The sequence below is a fragment of the Sporolactobacillus terrae genome (assembly GCF_019930545.1).
In the GTDB taxonomy this organism is placed as follows: domain Bacteria; phylum Bacillota; class Bacilli; order Bacillales; family Sporolactobacillaceae; genus Sporolactobacillus; species Sporolactobacillus terrae.
In genome coordinates, this window is the sequence record NZ_CP082837.1 from 720,670 (window position 1) to 738,393 (window position 17,724).

Here is a 17,724-nt window from a genome sequence, read left to right on the forward strand (position 1 = left end):
GGATCACCCGGATCCGTTTATTGTTGTATAATGAAAAAAGGTGCATTTATGAAATGGATTTAGTAATTGAGGTGCATGTGATGAATTATCTTGTGCTGCATGGGCTTGGTGGAAGCAAGGGCGGGCATTGGCAAGAATGGCTGACGGAATCCTTAAAAAGAAAAGGGAAGAAGGTCTGGTTTCCTCAATTTTCGGATTGGGATCGACCGCTCAAAAACGTATGGCTCAATCAGCTGAACCGAACGCTTGAGCAGATACCTGACGAACCGTTAACGGTCGTCGCGCACAGCTTAGGGTGCATCCTGTGGATTCACTATGCTGCGCAGCGTCTTTCACGACGCATTGATCGTGTGATTATGGTTTGTCCGCCTTCTCCCTATCATAAAAAAGCAGAAATTCAAGATTTTTTTCCGCTGCCGGAAGCGAAACAATCGCTTGCAGCGGCTGCTAAGAAAAGCCTGTTTGTATTGTCTACCAACGATCCCTTTCTGCCACAAGCGGATATGGGTCACTTTTTGACTTACTGCTTACCCTGTTTTATTATTCCTGAACAAGGGCATATCAACCTTGATTCCGGTTATGGTCCATGGCCGTGGATGCTTAAGCTTTGCCTTGAGGATCAAATGGACTGGAAAAATAGTTGAGAAAGAAGGGTATCTCAGGTCATGATCGACTTATGAGATACCCTTCCCTTTTCAGCACGTTATGGCTGCAGGATCTTCTTATATAGCGTTTTAAGTTCATTAAAGGACAGCTGATAAAGCTGACGATTCTTTGTTTTATAAACCCCTTCGTTCAACAGCTTAATGATGAGGGCGTTCTTTTCTTTCTCGTTATTTTGTGTGAGTGTCTCCGTCATTGCACACACCTCTTCATGTCTGCATTAATCCTATAAATAGTTTAGCGCGTTTTCATTTTTTCGTCCAATAGTTCGTTATAAAATCTTACATAGTTATTGAACTGTAACGATTGTAGATGTAATATTATCTTACACACAATTGCGTGATTTTTGAAAACATTTCAACGAAAGTGGAGGGGTGAACTAGTGGCGACGCATTCTCAGAAAGATGCTTATCTCTATAAAAAGGTGATTACGATTGGAACCGTTTGCGAGCTGACAGGACTGAGTGAACGGCAGATCCGTTATTATGAAAAAAGAAAACTGATTTTTCCAGAACGAACGGAACGCGGGAATCGCAAATATTCTTTTGCAGATGTTGAAGCGCTCATGGATATCGCCAATAAGATGGAGGATGGTATGCAGACCTCCGAGCTGCGTAAAGAGATGCAGCGAAAAGAGGATAAGCGGTATGATACGAAGCTTAGGGAGCGGATGATTCGCGGCCAGCTTAATGCCTATTTTAATAAGAGAGATTAATCGAACCAAGCAGACCGGCAGAAGTGCCGGCTTTTTTTATAGGGAAAGAAAGTATAAGATTTTGCCCCATCTTCAAATCAATAGCTCCGTGTCTTGACTATGAATCAAAGCGGAGGTACTCTGGCGCCTGCGGGATCGCGCTTGGTTGATGCGGGCCAACGAGACCCCGCAGATTCCTGTCTGTTTGAGGAGGCTCGTGGTGCGCCCGCGGCAAGCGAGTAACCGAAGCGACGATTCAGCACCGAAAAGACACGAATCCATCACGCATGGCTGGAGATAAAGGACCAAGCACAACTTGGTTTTTCTCATAGGGAAAGCACTGATATGGTTTTGAACGTACTGTGCTACTTAGGATTGAAGTGTCGTTTAAGCTCAAGTTCGATGAATCAAAGCTGCATGGAAGACGAATTTGATTATGAACGAGGCATCGGGTATGTTTCACATTCAGCATAAGAAAAATTGTTTTAAAACAGTTTCACATTGATTTTAATTTTTTTCTGATTGTCAAAAAAACAAGAAATATTTTTTCTCTTGTCAAATACATATTGTTCATACGCGAACAATGTCACAATTTGGATAAAAATACGTCACGATATGTTCACAAAATTGTCATGAGCGACAGGGTGAATGGTGCCAAAGAAGTTGTAAAGTAGGTAGTGGATTGTGACATCTGTTACACTTTTAATCCGATCGGTCGGATCATTTTAGATGATTGCTGCTTTTAGAGATAAAAGGTACCCCTACCTAAGGGTACCCACTTGAAAAGAGGAGAGAGCATGTTTGATGTATTGAGTTTAGCGAGATTTCAGTACGCGGCAACGACGATTTTTCACTTTTTTTTCGTACCGCTCTCAATTGGTCTTGTACTTATCATTTCAATTATGGAGACCATGTATGTCGTTAAGAAAAATGAAATCTACAAGAAAATGGCTCAATTTTGGGGGAAGTTCTTTTTAATTAACTTTGCAATCGGTGTTGTTACCGGTATTCTGCAGGAATTCCAATTCGGTATGAACTGGTCGGAATATTCACGGTTCATGGGGGACGTTTTCGGAGCTCCGCTTGCTATTGAGGCATTGCTCGCATTTTTCATGGAATCGACATTCATCGGTATTTGGCTGTTTGGATGGGATCGATTGTCCAAGGGTGCACATTTAGCCTGCATTTGGCTGGTGACGGCCGGAACGACCTTATCCGCATTATGGATTTTGACCGCGAATTCGTTTATGCAGCATCCCGTTGGTTTTCAAATCAATAATGGCAGAGCAGAAATGAACGACTTTTTGGCGCTTTTAACCAATCCACAGTTATGGGTGGAATTCCCACATACGATTTTCGGCTCCTTTGCAACCGGAGGGTTTGTGGTTGCCGGAATCAGTGCAATTGCCTTGCTTAAAAAAAGGCAAGTATCCTTTTATTTGAAATCATTTAAGCTGGCGATCATCGTTGGCGTTATTTCCAGTCTGGCGATCGCTTTTTCCGGGCATGCTCAGGCACAATATCTGGTTCAAACGCAGCCAATGAAGATGGCTGCTGCTGAAGGGCTTTGGAAAGATAGTGGAAGTCCCGCTGCATGGACAGTTATTGCTTCCATAGACACGAAAAACCATAAGAACAATCAGGAAATGAAAATTCCTTATCTGCTTGACTTCTTGTCTTACGGAACGTTCAGCGGCAACGTAGAAGGCATGGAGACGCTGCAGAAAGAGTATGTTGCGAAGTACGGTAAGGGGGATTATATTCCGCCGGTTAAGACAACGTTCTGGAGCTTCCGTGTCATGAGTGGTTTCGGTGGCCTGCTTTGTGTAATCGGTCTTGTCGGTGTCTTCCTCCTTTGGAAAAAGAAATTACAAGACAGCAAGTGGTTCTTGAGAATCATGGTCGCGTCGATTGCTTTTCCATTCATTGGGAGCACGTCCGGATGGCTGATGACCGAAATTGGCCGGCAGCCGTGGACAGTTTTTGGATTTATGCAAACGGCGGCCAGTGTATCACCAAATGTTACGGCAGGACAATTGCTCTTCTCGATCATAGCGTTCATCACAATGTATTCTGTTCTTGCAGCAGTAATGATCTACCTTTTTGTGCGCACCTTTAAAGAAGGTCCATCGCTAAATGCTAAACAGGATGTTTCATCGAATGATCCATTTGATGGGGAGGCGTATCACGTTGTTACTGAATGAATTGTGGTTTTTATTGATCGCTGTTTTGTTCATCGGATTCTTTTTTCTTGAAGGATACGATTTTGGCGTTGGCATGGCCACGCGTTTTGTCGCGCGAAATGAAACGGAACGGAGAATGTTGATCAACACGATCGGCCCATTCTGGGATGCGAATGAGGTTTGGATGATTACCGCAGGCGGTGCAATGTTTGCGGCATTTCCAAATTGGTATGCGACGTTATTCAGCGGTTTCTATGTACCGCTTGTTTTCCTGCTGTTGCTCTTGATCGCACGCGGGACGGCTTTCGAATATAGAGCAAAAGTAGACCATCCGAAATGGTCAGGTACTTGGGATTGGGCAATATTCATTGCCAGTCTGTTATGCCCGTTCCTATGGGGTGTCGTTTTCTCAACCCTTGTGTATGGACTTCCGATTGATAAAAATATGAACATGCATGCGACGTTTGCAAGCATTGTTCACCCGTATTCCGTACTCGGCGGCATCCTCATCACACTGCTTTGTCTCTACCATGGACTCGTGTTCCTCTGCCTGAGAACGACAGACGAACTTCAACAGCGTGCACGCGCGCTGGCCAAAAAAGTATTCTGGATTTTGGCGGTTGCAGCGCTCGCATTTATTAGTGTGACGTACTTTGTTACGGATTTGTTTGCGAAACGCGGCGCATTCCTTTATCCAATCTATGCGCTTGACGTCATTGTCCTGATTCTGTCTGCTGTCTTCTTGAGTAAAAAGCGTGACGGCTGGGCATTTGGTATGAATGCCGGCGTCATTTTGCTAACCGTCGCTTCGTTGTTTGTCGGGTTGTTCCCTAGATTGATGATTAGCAGTGTTACACCTGCGTATAATCTAACCGTATATAACTCAGCGTCTGGATCTTATTCACTAACCGTAATGACCATCGTTGCCATTACCTTGCTGCCTTTTGTTCTGGGGTATTCTATTTGGAGCTATTACGTTTTCAGAAAAAGAGTGACCAAGGATCATCATCTAGAATATTAAGTTCAGAAAGAAAGGATGTGTACGCTTGGCGCTCATGACAACCTGTCGGAGTCTTTGCCAAGCTTATCTATGGATCGGGAATTGTTGTCTTACAAAGGTGCCAAGCCTCTGTTTGCAGTCACTGCGCTGCTTACCGTCATTCAGGGTGTTTGTATCATAGGTCAAGCTGCACTCCTAGGCCGGATTGTATCCGGTCTTTTTTCTGGAGGACAGATTGCGAGCGTCCGCTCCGATCTGCTCCTTTTTTTCGTTGTTTTGCTGTTGCGTTATTTTACCGTTTTGGTCATCAAACAAGCATGCTATCGTTTTGCAGAGCGAACAAGCGCGAATTTGAGAAAAAAGTTCTTAAAGCAGCTCTTTGCATCCGGACCGGAACTTGCCCGTAAGGAGGGGACCGGTTCGCTGGTGGCGCTTGCTTTGGAAGGGGTTGCGCAGACACGCAGCTACCTCGAACTCTTTATTCCAAAAATGGCGGCAAATGGAGTGATCCCGTTACTCATTCTTGGCTTTGTCTTTTGGAAAGATCGCATGAGCGGGATCATTTTGCTGCTGACCATGCCAGTACTGATTATTTTTATGATTCTCTTAGGGCTTGCTGCACAAAAGCGAATGGATGATCGTTGGGCATCGTATCGCGTGCTCTCCAATCACTTTATTGATTCGCTGAGAGGTTTACCGACACTCTATTATTTGGGGATCAGCAAACGTCATAAAAAAACAATTGAACGTGTCAGTGACAAATATCGAAGTATGACCATGGGTACATTGCGTCTTGCTTTTCTGTCATCCTTTGCATTGGACTTTTTCACCATGCTGTCCATTGCGTTTGTAGCGGTTGCCCTTGGCATTCGTTTGATTGACGGCCACATTTTGTTAGAGCCGGCACTGATTGTCCTCATTCTGTCACCGGAATATTTTCTACCGGTGCGCGAGCTTGGTCAGGACTACCACGCGACCCTCGATGGTAAAGAGGCAGCACGTCGATTAAATGCATACGCAGCGTCAAAAGGATCCAATGAAGTGACGCAGCAGTCGGTACAAAACAAAATGAAATGGAATGAGCAGGCCTGCGTTGTGCTTAACGGTTGCGATGCAGTGCATGAAGGGGCGCATAAAAAGGCGCTTGAGGGCATTTCTGTTTCCTTTTCGGGGTTTGAGAAGGTTGGCATCATTGGCGCGAGTGGAGCAGGCAAATCAACCTTCATTGATCTGGTGGGCGGGTTTATTGAACCCAATTCTGGTTCGATAAAAATCAATGAGATACCCGGACGGTTTACATCGGACCAATGGCGCAACCAGGTCACCTATATTCCGCAGCATCCGTATTTATTCAGTACCTCGCTGCGCGGCAATATCGCATTTTATAAACCAGAGGCATCGGATCAGGAAATTCTTCGTGCGGTTCGTGCAGCCGGATTAGAAGACTTGATTCGCCGTTTGCCTAATGGTATTGATGAGCGAATCGGAAGTGGCGGAAGACCGCTTAGCGGCGGTCAGGAGCAACGGGTTGCGCTTGCACGTGCCTTCCTTTGTGAACGTCCGATCCTGCTGTTGGATGAACCAACCGCGCATCTGGATATTGAAACAGAGTATGAATTGAAACAGCCGATGCTGCGTTTATTTGAGCATAAATTAGTGCTGCTGGCAACCCACCGGCTTCACTGGATGGAGCAGATGGATCGGATTGTGGTTGTTCGCGACGGGCGGATTGTTGAAACCGGGACTCCAGACGAGCTTATAAAGAAAAACGGTGTCTATCATGCGATGGTTCGCGCTCAATTGGGGGGGATTTAATGAATGAATGGCTGACTCCATCATTGAAAAAGCATTGGCGCGGTTTATTGCTTGCAGCTGTGCTAAGTCTCTTTGCCCTGCTTTGTGCAGCAGGATTGCTTTTTACCTCAGGGTATTTGATTTCGAAAGCAGCACTGCGTCCGGAGAATATTTTAATGATCTATGTACCGATTGTCGCCGTTCGCACTTTTGGAACGTTTCGCGCTGTTTTTAATTATGCTGGAAGACTTGCCAGTCATAACACGATTTTAAAAATTCTTTCTGAAATGCGTGCCCATCTCTATGAAAAATTGGAGCCGTCCGCACTTTATATCCGCTCTAAATACAAGACAGGGAAAATCCTGAGCGCTTTATCTGATGATATTGAACACTTGCAGGATCTGTTTCTGCGCACGATACTTCCTTGCTGCTGCGGACTGATCATCTATGCTGCTTGGATCGCCGTGCTTGGCTTTTTCGACTTAAGGTTTGCCTGCGTTATGGTGCTCTATCTGATGCTTCTCGTTGTCGCATTTCCTCTTGTTTCACTGATTCGGATGCGGCACCATTATCAGAGAATAGCCAGAAGCAGGCATGAGCTGTATGAACAACTTACCGATGCGGTGCTTGGTGCTGCGGATTGGATGATGTCGGGACGGCAAAACCAGTTTCTACGTCACTATGAGCAGCTTGAAAACGAAACAAGACAAGAGGAGCGTGCGGTTAGTTCTTTCAGAAAGAGACGTGATTTTATCGCTCAAGTGTTGATTGGGATCTGCGTTATTGGTCTGGTTGTCTGGTCCGGAAACATGTCCCATACAGGTGCGTTACAGCCGACATTAATTGCCGCATTTGCCTTAGTCATCTTTTCCGTTGCTGAAGCGTTTGTGCCGCTCTCTGAGGCTGTCGAACGTGTTCCTCAGTATGAACGTGCGCTTGCACGTCTGAAAGAGATCGAAGCACCAGCGCAACATGAATCACATCGATCCTGCACCAGCCAAGCATTGCCGAAGGGTCCATTGACGATTGATGTGAGCCATGTTTCATTTCGCTATACTCCGAACAGCGATTGGGCCGTGCACGACGTATCGCTGCATCTTAAGCCTGGTGCAAAGTTGGCACTTATTGGGCGAAGCGGTGCTGGAAAATCCACATTGGCACATTTGATTTACGGTAATCTGAAGCCGGATGCAGGCGAGGTAACCTTGAATGGCTTGTCAACCCAATTGCTTGGGTCCAATCGATCACGCCAGTTTTCAGTGCTCAGCCAAAATCCGCATCTCTTTGATACATCCGTACTGAATAATCTAACGCTCGGTAGTCCGGAGGCAACGTTTGATGAGGCTGTGGCGGCGGCAAAAGAAGTGGGGTTGCATCAATTAATTGAACAGCTTCCGAACGGTTATCATACACAAATGCACGAGGCCGGCGCGATTTTCTCTGGCGGAGAGCAGGAACGCGTCGCTCTGGCACGAACCTTATTGCGGGATACGCCGGTTGTTATTTTGGACGAACCAACTGTGGGACTCGACCCGATAACTGAACGAGCACTGCTGCAAAAGATTTTTGACACGTTAGAGGGCAAAACACTGATTTGGGTGACCCATCATCTGATTGGTGCAGAACAAATGGATCATATTTTATTCATGGAGCATGGCAGGGCAATGATGCAAGGAACCCACGAGCAGCTGCTTCAGAACTCGAGCCGATACAGCAAACTCTATGCGCTTGATGTCCCTGTGAGACTACGGAAGTCGATTATCGAATGAACAAGTCATAGGGAAAGCGGTTGTTCGTAAAGGATCAACCAAGGATAATGAAATGAGAAAAACCGGGCAAAAGCGCCCGGTCCTTACTTCCGCAGGATGCGGTGGCTTTCGCGTTGCATACAGGACGTACTTTCACAGGATGTGATGACTTTCGCGTTGCATACAGGACGTATGCGCACTTAGCGAAAGTTCCTTTAGGAAAGTTTCTTTAGGAAAGTTTCTTCATACATGTGTGATGGACTCGTGTCTTATCCGTGCTGAATCACCGCTCCGATTGCTCGCTTGCCGCGGGCGCACCGCAAGCCTCCTCAGACAGGCAAGACTCTGCGGGGTCTCGCTGACACGCTGGTCCCGCAGGCGCCAGAGCATCTGCGCTTTGATTCTTGGCCAAAACATTGGTCTATTGGTTTGAAGACGGGGTAAAATCACATACTTTCTTTACCCGTGATAAAAGAGGGGATCCAAACGTTGATTTTGGATCCCCTCTTTGATTATTGCAATTATTGGTTTTTTGCGATGTGTTTCTGTCGGGTTATCATGATTTTGCGAATTTGATGAGCTTCCATTTCTCGCACTTCGAAAGTAGCTTGACCATAATGAAACGTTGATCCCACTTTTACATTGGGTATTTCCGCCATGATCCAACCGCCGATTGTATCAATGCCTTCTTCCTCTATGGCGGTTTTGAACAGTTGATTGACGTGAGCAATCAAAAGCTTTCCGTCTACAAGTGTCTTTTCAGCATCAATGCTTTGAATCATCGGTTCTTCCCCATCATCATATTCATCACGAATTTCTCCGACAATTTCTTCCACGATATCTTCAATGGTCACTAAGCCGGAGGTACCTCCGTACTCATCGGTAAGAATTGCCATATGGATGCTTTCTTTCTGCATTCGCTCGAGCAGCATACGAATCGGTGTTGTTTCGAGCACAGATAGAATCGGGCGTATATAGTGAATCATTGGCTTCAGATCCTTATTCAGGACATCGGTGAACATGTCTTTAATATTGATCATACCGACGACATGGTCCTTATCTTCTTCAACAACTGGAAATCGTGTATACTTCTCATCATGCAAGGTCTGAAGCCACTGTTCCAAATGATCTTCTTTATACATACATACAATTTCAGTTCGGGGAACCATGATTTCACGCGCTGTTCGGTCGTCAAAATCAAAAATACGCGTCATATAGCGCATTTCGCCTTGGCTGATTTCACCGCTCTTAAAGCTGTCGGCTAATGTCAGACGCAATTCGCCCTCAGTCAGTGCACTGTCATGCTGATCTTCCGGTCTTATGCCGAATAAACGGATGACACCATTCGAAAGTGTGTTGAGCAGCCAAACGAACGGAAACAAAAGCCGATGCGCCCAAATGAGCGGATAGGCAATCGCCAATGTTATTTGTTCTGCTTTTTGAATCGCAATTCCTTTTGGTGCCAATTCACCAAGTACAACGCTTGAAAATGTAATGAGGATAAATCCGGTTAAAACGGAAAGGGTGTGTACAAGCGTATCGTTTAATCCGAATAACGCAAATATCGGATTGAACAAGCGAGCAACTGCGGGTTCGCCGATCCAGCCCAAAACGAGTGCAGTCACTGAAATACCTAACTGGGTTGTTGAGAGGTATGCGTTTAAGTCATCAACAATTTTTTTCGATGCGGCGGCGCGTTTGTTTCCGAGTTTAATCAATTCATTTAATCGAGTGGTCCTAATTTTAACAATTGCAAATTCAGCAGCTACAAAGAAAGCTGTCAATAAAATTAAAAGGACGACAATGATCAGGCCGATTGTACTATTCAAATGCATCCTGAGCCGTTGTTGCCAACGCTCAGGTGTCACCTCCAATTATGCAAACGTGCTTCATAAATTTAATTATACACAAAAGCGGCGGGTAATTGCACGAGGAAAAGACGAAGAAGTTTTGCCCTTTAGCTGTTTGCCTTAGGCCGTCCAGGTCTCGTTGGCACGCTGTTCTCACTGGCGCCAGAGCATCTCCGCTTTGATTCTCGGTCAAGATACGGATTTATTGGTGCAGACGGAGCAAATCTTATCCTGCAAGAAAAAAACCTTGGCGGTTAGTCCGCCAAGGTTTTTTGATGCCTCTTAATCAGCAAACAAATGCAGCACCAACGATAATCAACAGGATGAACAGTACGACGATCAGCGCAAAACCGCTGCCGCAGGAAGCACCACCTACTGGATAAGTTGGGTAGCCGCCGCCACAGCCGCAGCCTTCGCCAGCTCCGCCGTACGGAGCATTAGACGGATATCCGCCGAAACCAAAGTTGCCCATTCAAATCACTCCTTTATCACGAGATACCATATACTATGTAACCCCGGTACATTTGGCGATCATTAAAACGCCCAATCTTGCGGCGAGGCTTGACAAGCGCACAAGAATCACCCACCCTTGTGTTAGAACTTGCAACTTGGAGGAACGATTAATGGGAAAAATGGACGAACAAATTATTGTTGTAAAACGATTGCTATTATTTGATGAAGCGGGCAATGACCTGACGTTTCAAGGAACGGAACAAGATCGAAAAGCAGTTGCCGCTTTAAGTAAGAGAATGGCTGAACATTACCGAGTCATGCGCCGAGGCGATGCGGAAGAAAATCCGCAATTTAAACAGCCGATTCCTTACGCGGTGCTTAAAAAGGGTGATCACTACTTTACTTATAGAAGGCTTGGCGGAGGCGGCGAGCAGCGACTGCATGGGAAACTCTCCATCGGTGTCGGTGGACATATGAACAGGGTTGAGTCTGCTGCGGACTTCGAGCAAGTGCTGAAGCGAAATCTGGATCGGGAAATGAATGAAGAACTGCTTGTACAGAACGCAGAGCCTGCTGAATATCGCACGATTGGATTAATTAATGATGATCAGACCGAGGTCGGAAAAGTACATATTGGCGTGCTTGTAGCGATTTCACTGCCGGATGACGCTGAAGTCACGGTTCGTGAGAAGGATAAACTAGAAGGCAGCTGGAAAACGCTTCAGGAGCTTAGTGATCCATCTATTCTGGAACGAATGGAGAGCTGGTCCGGCTTTGCGATTAAAACATTACAAAAACAATGAGCACCTAGTTGTGAAAAGAATTTCATTTTGCCGTATTCCTAGAGCAGCAACGGTATACTATCAATTGATTCTAGGAGAAAAAGGAATCACTGTTAGAAAGGGTACTCATTAGAAGGAATGGAGCAGATGGTGACAATGAATGAAGAAACGCTGCTTAGCATCGTTGTTCCCTGCTACAACGAAGAAGCGGTTCTTCCAGAGACTTTTAAAAAATTAAGTGAACAGCTTCGCGATTTAAAGATCAGTGGTAAAATCGATCAGTCAAGCTTTATTGTGTTTGTTGATGACGGCAGTACGGATCGGACCTGGGCGCTTATCCGTGAAAAAGCGGAAACCGATGCATGTATTCAAGGCGTGAAGCTGAGCCGAAATTTTGGACATCAGCACGCACTGATTGCAGGCATGGAAACGGTCAGCAACCAAGCCGATTGTGTCATCACAATTGATGCAGATTTGCAAGATGACGTTCGAGCAATTCATGCGTTGATTGACAAGTATCATGAAGGATTTGACGTTGTTTACGGCGTAAGAAAAAGCCGTGATCAAGACAGTTTTTTCAAAAGAAACTCGGCTTTAGTCTTTTATAAACTAATGGCCAAGATGGGCGTAAAGCTGGTTCCAAATCATGCGGATTTCCGATTGCTCAGCAGAAGAGCCGTGCAGGCGTTTAAACGCTATCAGGAAGAGAACGTTTTTATTCGCGGGATCATTCCGCTGCTTGGCTTTAAATCAGCCAAGGTTTATTATGATCGCCGCAAAAGGTATGCGGGAACATCGAAATATCCACTGAAAAAAATGCTCGCTTTTGCCGCTGACGGGATCACTTCTTTCAGTATTGTTCCAATTCAATTAGTCATGAATATCGGATTCTTCTTTGTATTGATCGGCACAGGAATCGCTGCTTACGCATTGATCAACTGGCTGCTTGGCCACACGATCAGCGGATGGACGTCTCTGATTCTGTCGATATGGCTGATTGGCGGTATGCAATTAATTGCCATTGGCGTTATTGGCGAATACATTGGAAAAATTTTTACGGAAACAAAAAAGCGTCCGAGGTATACTATAGAAATCACGACATGGAACAAGAACAAATAACTTGATGACAAGGGAATGCGGCGATTGTGGGCAGTAAATCGGAACAGTACAAGCGGGATGAAATGCGTACGAATCATTCGAACTGGCGCTGGCTAAAGCAGGCGATTCTGTTTGGTTTCGTCGGGGTAAGCAATACAGCGGTGGACTTTATTGTTTTTTACTTACTGACGCATTTTGTATTGATCGACTATGTGATCGCGCAAATCGTTTCGTATGGAGCCGGAATGCTGAACAGCTATCTATGGAATTCAAAGGTAACCTTTGCCGAATCAATGCATTCGCGAGTCAGAGCAATAAAATTTGTAGTGTTAAATGCGGCTGTATTAGGGATTACCTTAGCAGCAATGCATAGCATGCTGTTTTTGCCCTTGTACTTGAATAAAGTCATCAGCACGCTGATCGGACTCAGTGTTAATTTTATTTTAAGTAAACGATGGGTATTCAAATCTTGATGCCGCAGGCACATTGACATTTAGCAGCGCAAAATGTAGAATGCATGTATTCGTATGTGTATGAAAAAAGTTGCAGCAGAAGTGCCTTGTTTCTGCGGGTCAGAATGCTTTTTAGCGGTTTAATACATGCCGTTGATCATGATTTTGTACACGATGGTATTAAGGAGAGCGTATGAAAAATGAGAAAAGTATTAACGTATGGAACTTTTGATTTGCTGCATTACGGGCATATAAATTTACTGAGACGTGCTAAGAAATTAGGCGATTATTTGATTGTTGGCCTGTCCACGGATGAATTTAACGCAATAAAGCATAAAGAAGCCTATCATAGCTATGAGAACCGTAAATTAATTCTTGAGGCGATTCGTTATGTTGACGAGGTCATTCCGGAAAAGGATTGGAATCAAAAGATTTCGGATGTCCAGCATAATGATGTTGATGTTTTTGTAATGGGTGATGACTGGAAAGGAAAGTTTGACTTTCTGAAGGATTACTGTGAAGTCGTTTATTTACCGCGTACGGTGGGCATATCAACGACAAAGATTAAACATGATTTGTTTACGATCAACAATGAGTAAGGAATTACTGATCGACGGGTACCTTTTTCTTTTTAAGGTACTTTTTAATGTATGTAAATTTTTTCCATTAAAGAAAAAAGTGGTTTTTGTCTGCTCCTATACAGATAATAGTCAATTTGTTTATGATGAGTTGACGAGAAGAGAAGAAAAAACAGAGGTGGTCTTTCTTTGCCGTGGAAAAGCCGCATGCGACCATTTTGCTGAAACAGGGGAAAGGGTCGTCCCGATTGAAACAATGCGCGTGGGTGCTATGGTACGCTCGGCATATCATTTGGCAACTGCAAAAGTCATTGTCATTGATAACTACTTCGGTTTTCTTGCCGCTGCGGCATTTAAAAAGACCGTCGTCTGCATCCAACTTTGGCACGCATGCGGGGCTTTTAAAACCTTTGGTCTGGAAGACCATTCTGTTGCATTGAGAACAGCGAGAGCTCGAAAGCGCTTTTTAAACGTATATCGGCATTTCGATAAGATTGTGGTTGGTTCCGATGCGATGCAAGAAATTTTCAAGCAATCATTCGGTTTAGACGAGTCCCATTTTATTCACTTGGGTATTCCACGGACCGATCTTTTTTTTGACTTAAACCGGGAAAAACAAGCTGAAAAATCTTTGCATTGGCTAAGCAGCGGAAAAAAACTTCTTTTATACGCACCAACATTTCGTGATCCTCCGATGCATCAACTCGCTTTAAATCTGGCGGTCATGAAAAAGGAGTTGGCAAGCGACTATGTGTTGATTCTGCGTCTGCATCCTTTGGAGCAAAAGGAAGTTGATCGCAATATTTTTCGTGATCCATTTATTATTGACGGATCGAAGTGGGAGGATGTTAATGAGTTGTTGCTTGTTACGGACCTGCTTATCACGGATTATTCATCAATCCCTTTTGAATTTGCGCTGTTAAAGCGCCCGATGATTTTTTTCCCTTATGATTTGCATCACTATGAAAAAAGCAGAGGATTGAGGGAAAACTATACAGAGATGGTTCCGGGACCAATCGCATCATCAACGCAAGAATTAGTTCAAATGATCAAGAAACAGCGCTTTGATGCACAAAAAACGGCACAATTCTCAGCATACTGGAATCAGTATTCAAAGGGGCAGTCAAGTAGGCTTGTCGTTGATTATCTTTTCGATTGTTTAAGCAAATAAACAACAGCATGCAAAAATGAAGCAAATAGGGATAGGGGAAACGGTTTATGGGTTCTTCCATGACTGGAGAGACATCGGAAGCAAAAGACTATAGATTCTACAACAACCAGGAGGAACAGGGGAAATGATCAGTGAGCAAGCTGAAAAACAAATTAAAAAGATGATGAAGCCGATGATTACGCATTTTGGTGCCAGTCCGAATGAGTGGACGCTCACGATTCGCTTCGACCCAATGGCTAATGAGAAGTACATAAAACGCATGGAGGTACGTCTCTGTGATCGTTTTGGCGATGAGTCCTTCAGCGCCCCTATTCGTTCTGTGGAAAGGGATGAAAATGATTATTGGTCTGCTCAAGCTGTTTTGGCATTGGAACCCATACAGCAATCGCTTTTCGAAAGGGACTATTGGGATTTCTTTATTCGAGTCTCTATCGATCAATCGCTCTTAGAGCAGGTATATGCTGAACTGGATGAAGTCGATGCTGATGCGGCAGCAAATGTTCATGAATCAGCTCCGGATGAGACGGTTGCATTAGACATTCGTTTACGGGCAGCAGGTCAAAGGCAATCTTTAGATGTTTTCAGCATTTATAATGAAGAGAACGATCAAATGCTGATTCCCTATTACACGAATCGTAAACGCCTGTCGCTACGTGTTGATGAGGTTCATGTCATGTCGCGTATCGATCGTGTTGCAATTAGTAGAAACTTCATGCTTACTTTGGAAGGACATGTTGTCTTTCCTTTTTCCGATGTGCTTTCACGGCCGGACATTCAAAAAAAAATATTGCTTGTTGATGCAGATGAAAAAATTATCGCTGAATGGCGTGCTGAAAATGTTGAACGTCCTGATTTGACTGAAGAGGCAAAATCACTTGGAAGAAATTATGATTGGGCCGGTTTTTCGATCGTCCTTGATCTAAAGCCGATTGCAACGCAATTTGCTGATGTGGAAGCACCGACTTCGCTTTACTTCCGCATGGAGCTTACGCATAAAAAAAACGGTATGCTGTTTACTGAACACCCGGTTCGTATTCTCGCGCGTCGCAAAGTAATTACCGGGCGGCATATTATAAAGTTGAATGGACTTAAAAAGAGTTTAATTGTGAAACGCAATCGTAATCACAGCCTTGTATTCCAAATTGCTCCTTACATGATACGTGATGCTGTGAAAAGAAAAGTACGTCGGAGCGTCGGCCGAATTCGAAAAAGCAAAGCGTTTATTGCTGTTTATCATCGACTGTTCCAAACGCTCTCTCACCTCCCCCAAAAAAAGAATCTGGTCATGTTCGAGAGTTTCTTCGGTCGACAATACAGCTGCAATCCGAGGGCTATTTATGAATACATGCGGGATCATTGTCCGGAATACCAGTTGGTCTGGATCGCAAACGCGAATTACATCGATCTGTTTGAACAGTATCAGCTTCCTTATGTTAAACGATTCTCGCTAAAATGGCTCATGCTTATGACGCGAGCAAATTATTGGGTAACCAATGTGCGTTTGCCTCTTTGGATGTCGAAACCAAAAGATACGATCTATCTGCAGACCTGGCATGGCACGCCGCTCAAACGACTGGCTTTGGATATGGAAGAAGTACATATGCCGGGGATAAATACAGAAAAGTACAAACGTGATTTTCTTGCAGAGACGGCCCGCTGGAATTATCTGATTTCCCCGAATGCCTATTCATCGGAAATCTTTGCTCGTGCATTCGGTTTTGAGAACGAAATGATTGAATCGGGTTATCCAAGAAATGATTTTCTCTATCAAAGTAACGATAAAGGGACTATCGATGCGATTAAGGATCGTATTGGTTTGCCAAAGGATAAAAAAGTTATTCTCTACGCGCCGACTTGGAGGGATAATCAATTTTACGGTAAAGGGCGTTATCGTTTTGAACTTGCTCTTGACTTGCAGCGTATGCGGGAGTCGCTTGGCGAAGACTATGTACTGATCATGCGCATGCATTATTTGATAGCCGATCATCTGGACTTGTCTGAATTCAAAGGCTTTGCTTATGATTTCTCGCATCACGAAGATATCCGCGAGCTCTATTTGATTTCGGATCTGCTCATTACCGATTATTCATCGGTATTCTTTGATTACGCAAATTTGAAACGGCCGATGCTCTTTTTCACTTACGATATTGAAGACTATCGCGATCATCTGCGTGGTTTCTATTTTGATTTTGAAAAGAAGGCGCCGGGACCTCTTGTGTTGACGACAGACGAATTGATTCAGGCCGTTAAGAAAATCGCTGAATCTGGATTTGCGGTATCGGACCATTTCGATGAATTTTATCAAAAGTTCTGTTTGTTGGAAAGTGGTCATTCCGCGGAAAAGGTTGTTAAACGTGTTTTTAAATGAATGCGGATTGGTAAGGAAATCGATCAAAAATGTGATTTGTTTATAAGGGTCTCGTACAACGACAGCATGCAGTTCTGAAGCAACTTTATCGTGCAGACTGTTTAGGTTGATGTAGGAACAAAGCATAAGTAAGTGTAGGGTGTTTCAACGTCCAAAACGGACGGTTGAAATGCCCTATTATCATTTATTCTGCTGCTCATTTTATCCGCTGTTTGATAATGTGAAAAAATTGTCATTATTGAAAGCTTTTTAATGGAAAATGCGCTTACATTTTTCGTGTTTGTGGTATATGATAAATAGAGAGAGATGATAAAGAAGCATGGGAAGGTTGGCGATGAGAATGTATAAGATTCTGGTTCCTGTTGATGGTTCGGATCCCGCAATGCGGGCAGTTGACGAAGCGTTGGCCATCGCTTCAGGAAAGAAAGAGGCCGAGATTACGCTGCTCTATGTGAGCCCGTCTCCAGTCTATTTTCCATTTTATTCGATGGTTGGTCCTTCGCTGGACGCAGATGTTAAAGAAGTGGAAGAACGTGAAGGCAATCAGATGCTTGATGATATTATCGCGAAAGCTGTTGCACCAAAATCAGTAACTTTACGCAAAAAGCACCTTTATGGAATTGCTGCACAGGAAATATGCGACTATGCGAGTGATACAAAGAAAAACATGATTGTAATGGGGCATCGAGGCATGGGTGCATTTGGACAGGTCATGCTTGGAAGTGTCAGCAATAAAGTGCTGCAATTGGCAAGCTGTCCGGTACTTATTGTGAAATAAACCATTTATTAGAAATGAATAGATGCATGAAAATCGTGATGAATGAAAACCTTTATGAAGCAAACACTTTATAAAGGTTTTTTTTACTTTATACTTGAAAGTCAAATAAGGT

16 protein-coding genes are annotated in these 17,724 nt (G+C 44.2%); 13 read left to right on the plus strand and 3 right to left on the minus strand.

Annotated features, from left to right (window positions below; all coding sequences use genetic code 11):
- The first annotated feature begins 53 nt into the window (after positions 1 to 53).
- Entirely contained in the window at positions 54 to 644 is a 591-nt protein-coding gene (locus K7399_RS03245; RefSeq protein ID WP_223362475.1) for an RBBP9/YdeN family alpha/beta hydrolase, read from the plus strand.
- A gap of 59 nt (positions 645 to 703) precedes the next feature.
- Here the strand turns inward: K7399_RS03245 and K7399_RS03250 are convergent, their stop codons facing one another.
- On the minus strand, positions 704 to 859 hold the full coding sequence (locus K7399_RS03250; RefSeq protein ID WP_081788046.1) for a Fur-regulated basic protein FbpA: 156 nt from the start codon (positions 857 to 859) through the stop codon (positions 704 to 706).
- 186 nt (positions 860 to 1,045) lie between these two features.
- On the opposite strand from K7399_RS03250, the gene K7399_RS03255 reads away from it, so the two are divergent.
- The 5 genes from K7399_RS03255 (at position 1,046) to cydC (ending at position 8,103) form a co-directional block, all read left to right on the plus strand.
- The gene (locus K7399_RS03255; RefSeq protein WP_028976082.1) at positions 1,046 to 1,378 is read left to right on the plus strand and encodes a MerR family transcriptional regulator; all 333 of its coding nucleotides are present in this window, start codon (positions 1,046 to 1,048) and stop codon (positions 1,376 to 1,378) included.
- Positions 1,379 to 2,154: 776 nt separating this feature from the next.
- The gene (locus K7399_RS03260; protein WP_028976081.1) at positions 2,155 to 3,561 is read left to right on the plus strand and encodes a cytochrome ubiquinol oxidase subunit I; all 1,407 of its coding nucleotides are present in this window, start codon (positions 2,155 to 2,157) and stop codon (positions 3,559 to 3,561) included.
- On the plus strand, positions 3,530 to 4,561 hold the full coding sequence (cydB, locus tag K7399_RS03265; RefSeq protein ID WP_037562907.1) for a cytochrome d ubiquinol oxidase subunit II: 1,032 nt from the start codon (positions 3,530 to 3,532) through the stop codon (positions 4,559 to 4,561). Before K7399_RS03260 ends, cydB begins: the two co-directional genes overlap by 32 nt.
- A gap of 69 nt (positions 4,562 to 4,630) precedes the next feature.
- Positions 4,631 to 6,355: a thiol reductant ABC exporter subunit CydD gene (gene cydD / locus K7399_RS03270; protein WP_028976079.1), complete on the plus strand. Its 1,725-nt coding sequence runs from the start codon at positions 4,631 to 4,633 to the stop codon at positions 6,353 to 6,355.
- Positions 6,355 to 8,103 carry a thiol reductant ABC exporter subunit CydC gene (cydC, locus tag K7399_RS03275; protein ID WP_028976078.1) on the plus strand — a complete coding sequence of 583 codons (1,749 nt, stop codon included), beginning with the start codon at positions 6,355 to 6,357 and terminating at the stop codon, positions 8,101 to 8,103. The genes cydD and cydC overlap by 1 nt, the downstream gene beginning before the upstream one ends.
- Before the next feature lie 500 nt (positions 8,104 to 8,603).
- Here the strand turns inward: cydC and K7399_RS03280 are convergent, their stop codons facing one another.
- A complete protein-coding gene (locus K7399_RS03280; protein ID WP_037562893.1) occupies positions 8,604 to 9,917 on the minus strand; it encodes a hemolysin family protein in 1,314 nt (437 codons plus the stop codon).
- 301 nt (positions 9,918 to 10,218) lie between these two features.
- Positions 10,219 to 10,404 (minus strand): YjcZ family sporulation protein, encoded by a 186-nt coding sequence (locus K7399_RS03285; RefSeq protein ID WP_028976076.1) that lies wholly within the window; start codon positions 10,402 to 10,404, stop codon positions 10,219 to 10,221.
- A 151-nt stretch (positions 10,405 to 10,555) separates the two neighbouring features.
- Between K7399_RS03285 and K7399_RS03290 the strand changes: the two genes are divergently transcribed.
- The 7 genes from K7399_RS03290 (at position 10,556) to K7399_RS03320 (ending at position 17,612) form a co-directional block, all read left to right on the plus strand.
- On the plus strand, positions 10,556 to 11,188 hold the full coding sequence (locus K7399_RS03290; RefSeq protein ID WP_028976075.1) for a hypothetical protein: 633 nt from the start codon (positions 10,556 to 10,558) through the stop codon (positions 11,186 to 11,188).
- Between the two features lie 126 nt (positions 11,189 to 11,314).
- Complete coding sequence (locus tag K7399_RS03295) at positions 11,315 to 12,286, plus strand: glycosyltransferase family 2 protein (protein WP_172968959.1); 972 nt, start codon at positions 11,315 to 11,317, stop codon at positions 12,284 to 12,286.
- Positions 12,287 to 12,312: 26 nt separating this feature from the next.
- Positions 12,313 to 12,738, plus strand: coding sequence for a GtrA family protein (locus tag K7399_RS03300; protein WP_081788047.1), 426 nt, complete (start codon positions 12,313 to 12,315; stop codon positions 12,736 to 12,738).
- Between the two features lie 179 nt (positions 12,739 to 12,917).
- A complete protein-coding gene (gene tagD, locus K7399_RS03305) occupies positions 12,918 to 13,316 on the plus strand; it encodes a glycerol-3-phosphate cytidylyltransferase (RefSeq protein WP_028976072.1) in 399 nt (132 codons plus the stop codon).
- Entirely contained in the window at positions 13,309 to 14,466 is a 1,158-nt protein-coding gene (locus K7399_RS03310; protein ID WP_028976071.1) for a CDP-glycerol glycerophosphotransferase family protein, read from the plus strand. The genes tagD and K7399_RS03310 overlap by 8 nt, the downstream gene beginning before the upstream one ends.
- Positions 14,467 to 14,590: 124 nt before the next feature.
- Positions 14,591 to 16,834, plus strand: coding sequence for a CDP-glycerol glycerophosphotransferase family protein (locus tag K7399_RS16205; RefSeq protein WP_276530145.1), 2,244 nt, complete (start codon positions 14,591 to 14,593; stop codon positions 16,832 to 16,834).
- Positions 16,835 to 17,168: 334 nt separating this feature from the next.
- Positions 17,169 to 17,612 carry a universal stress protein gene (locus K7399_RS03320; RefSeq protein WP_223362476.1) on the plus strand — a complete coding sequence of 148 codons (444 nt, stop codon included), beginning with the start codon at positions 17,169 to 17,171 and terminating at the stop codon, positions 17,610 to 17,612.
- Positions 17,613 to 17,724: the final 112 nt, after the last annotated feature.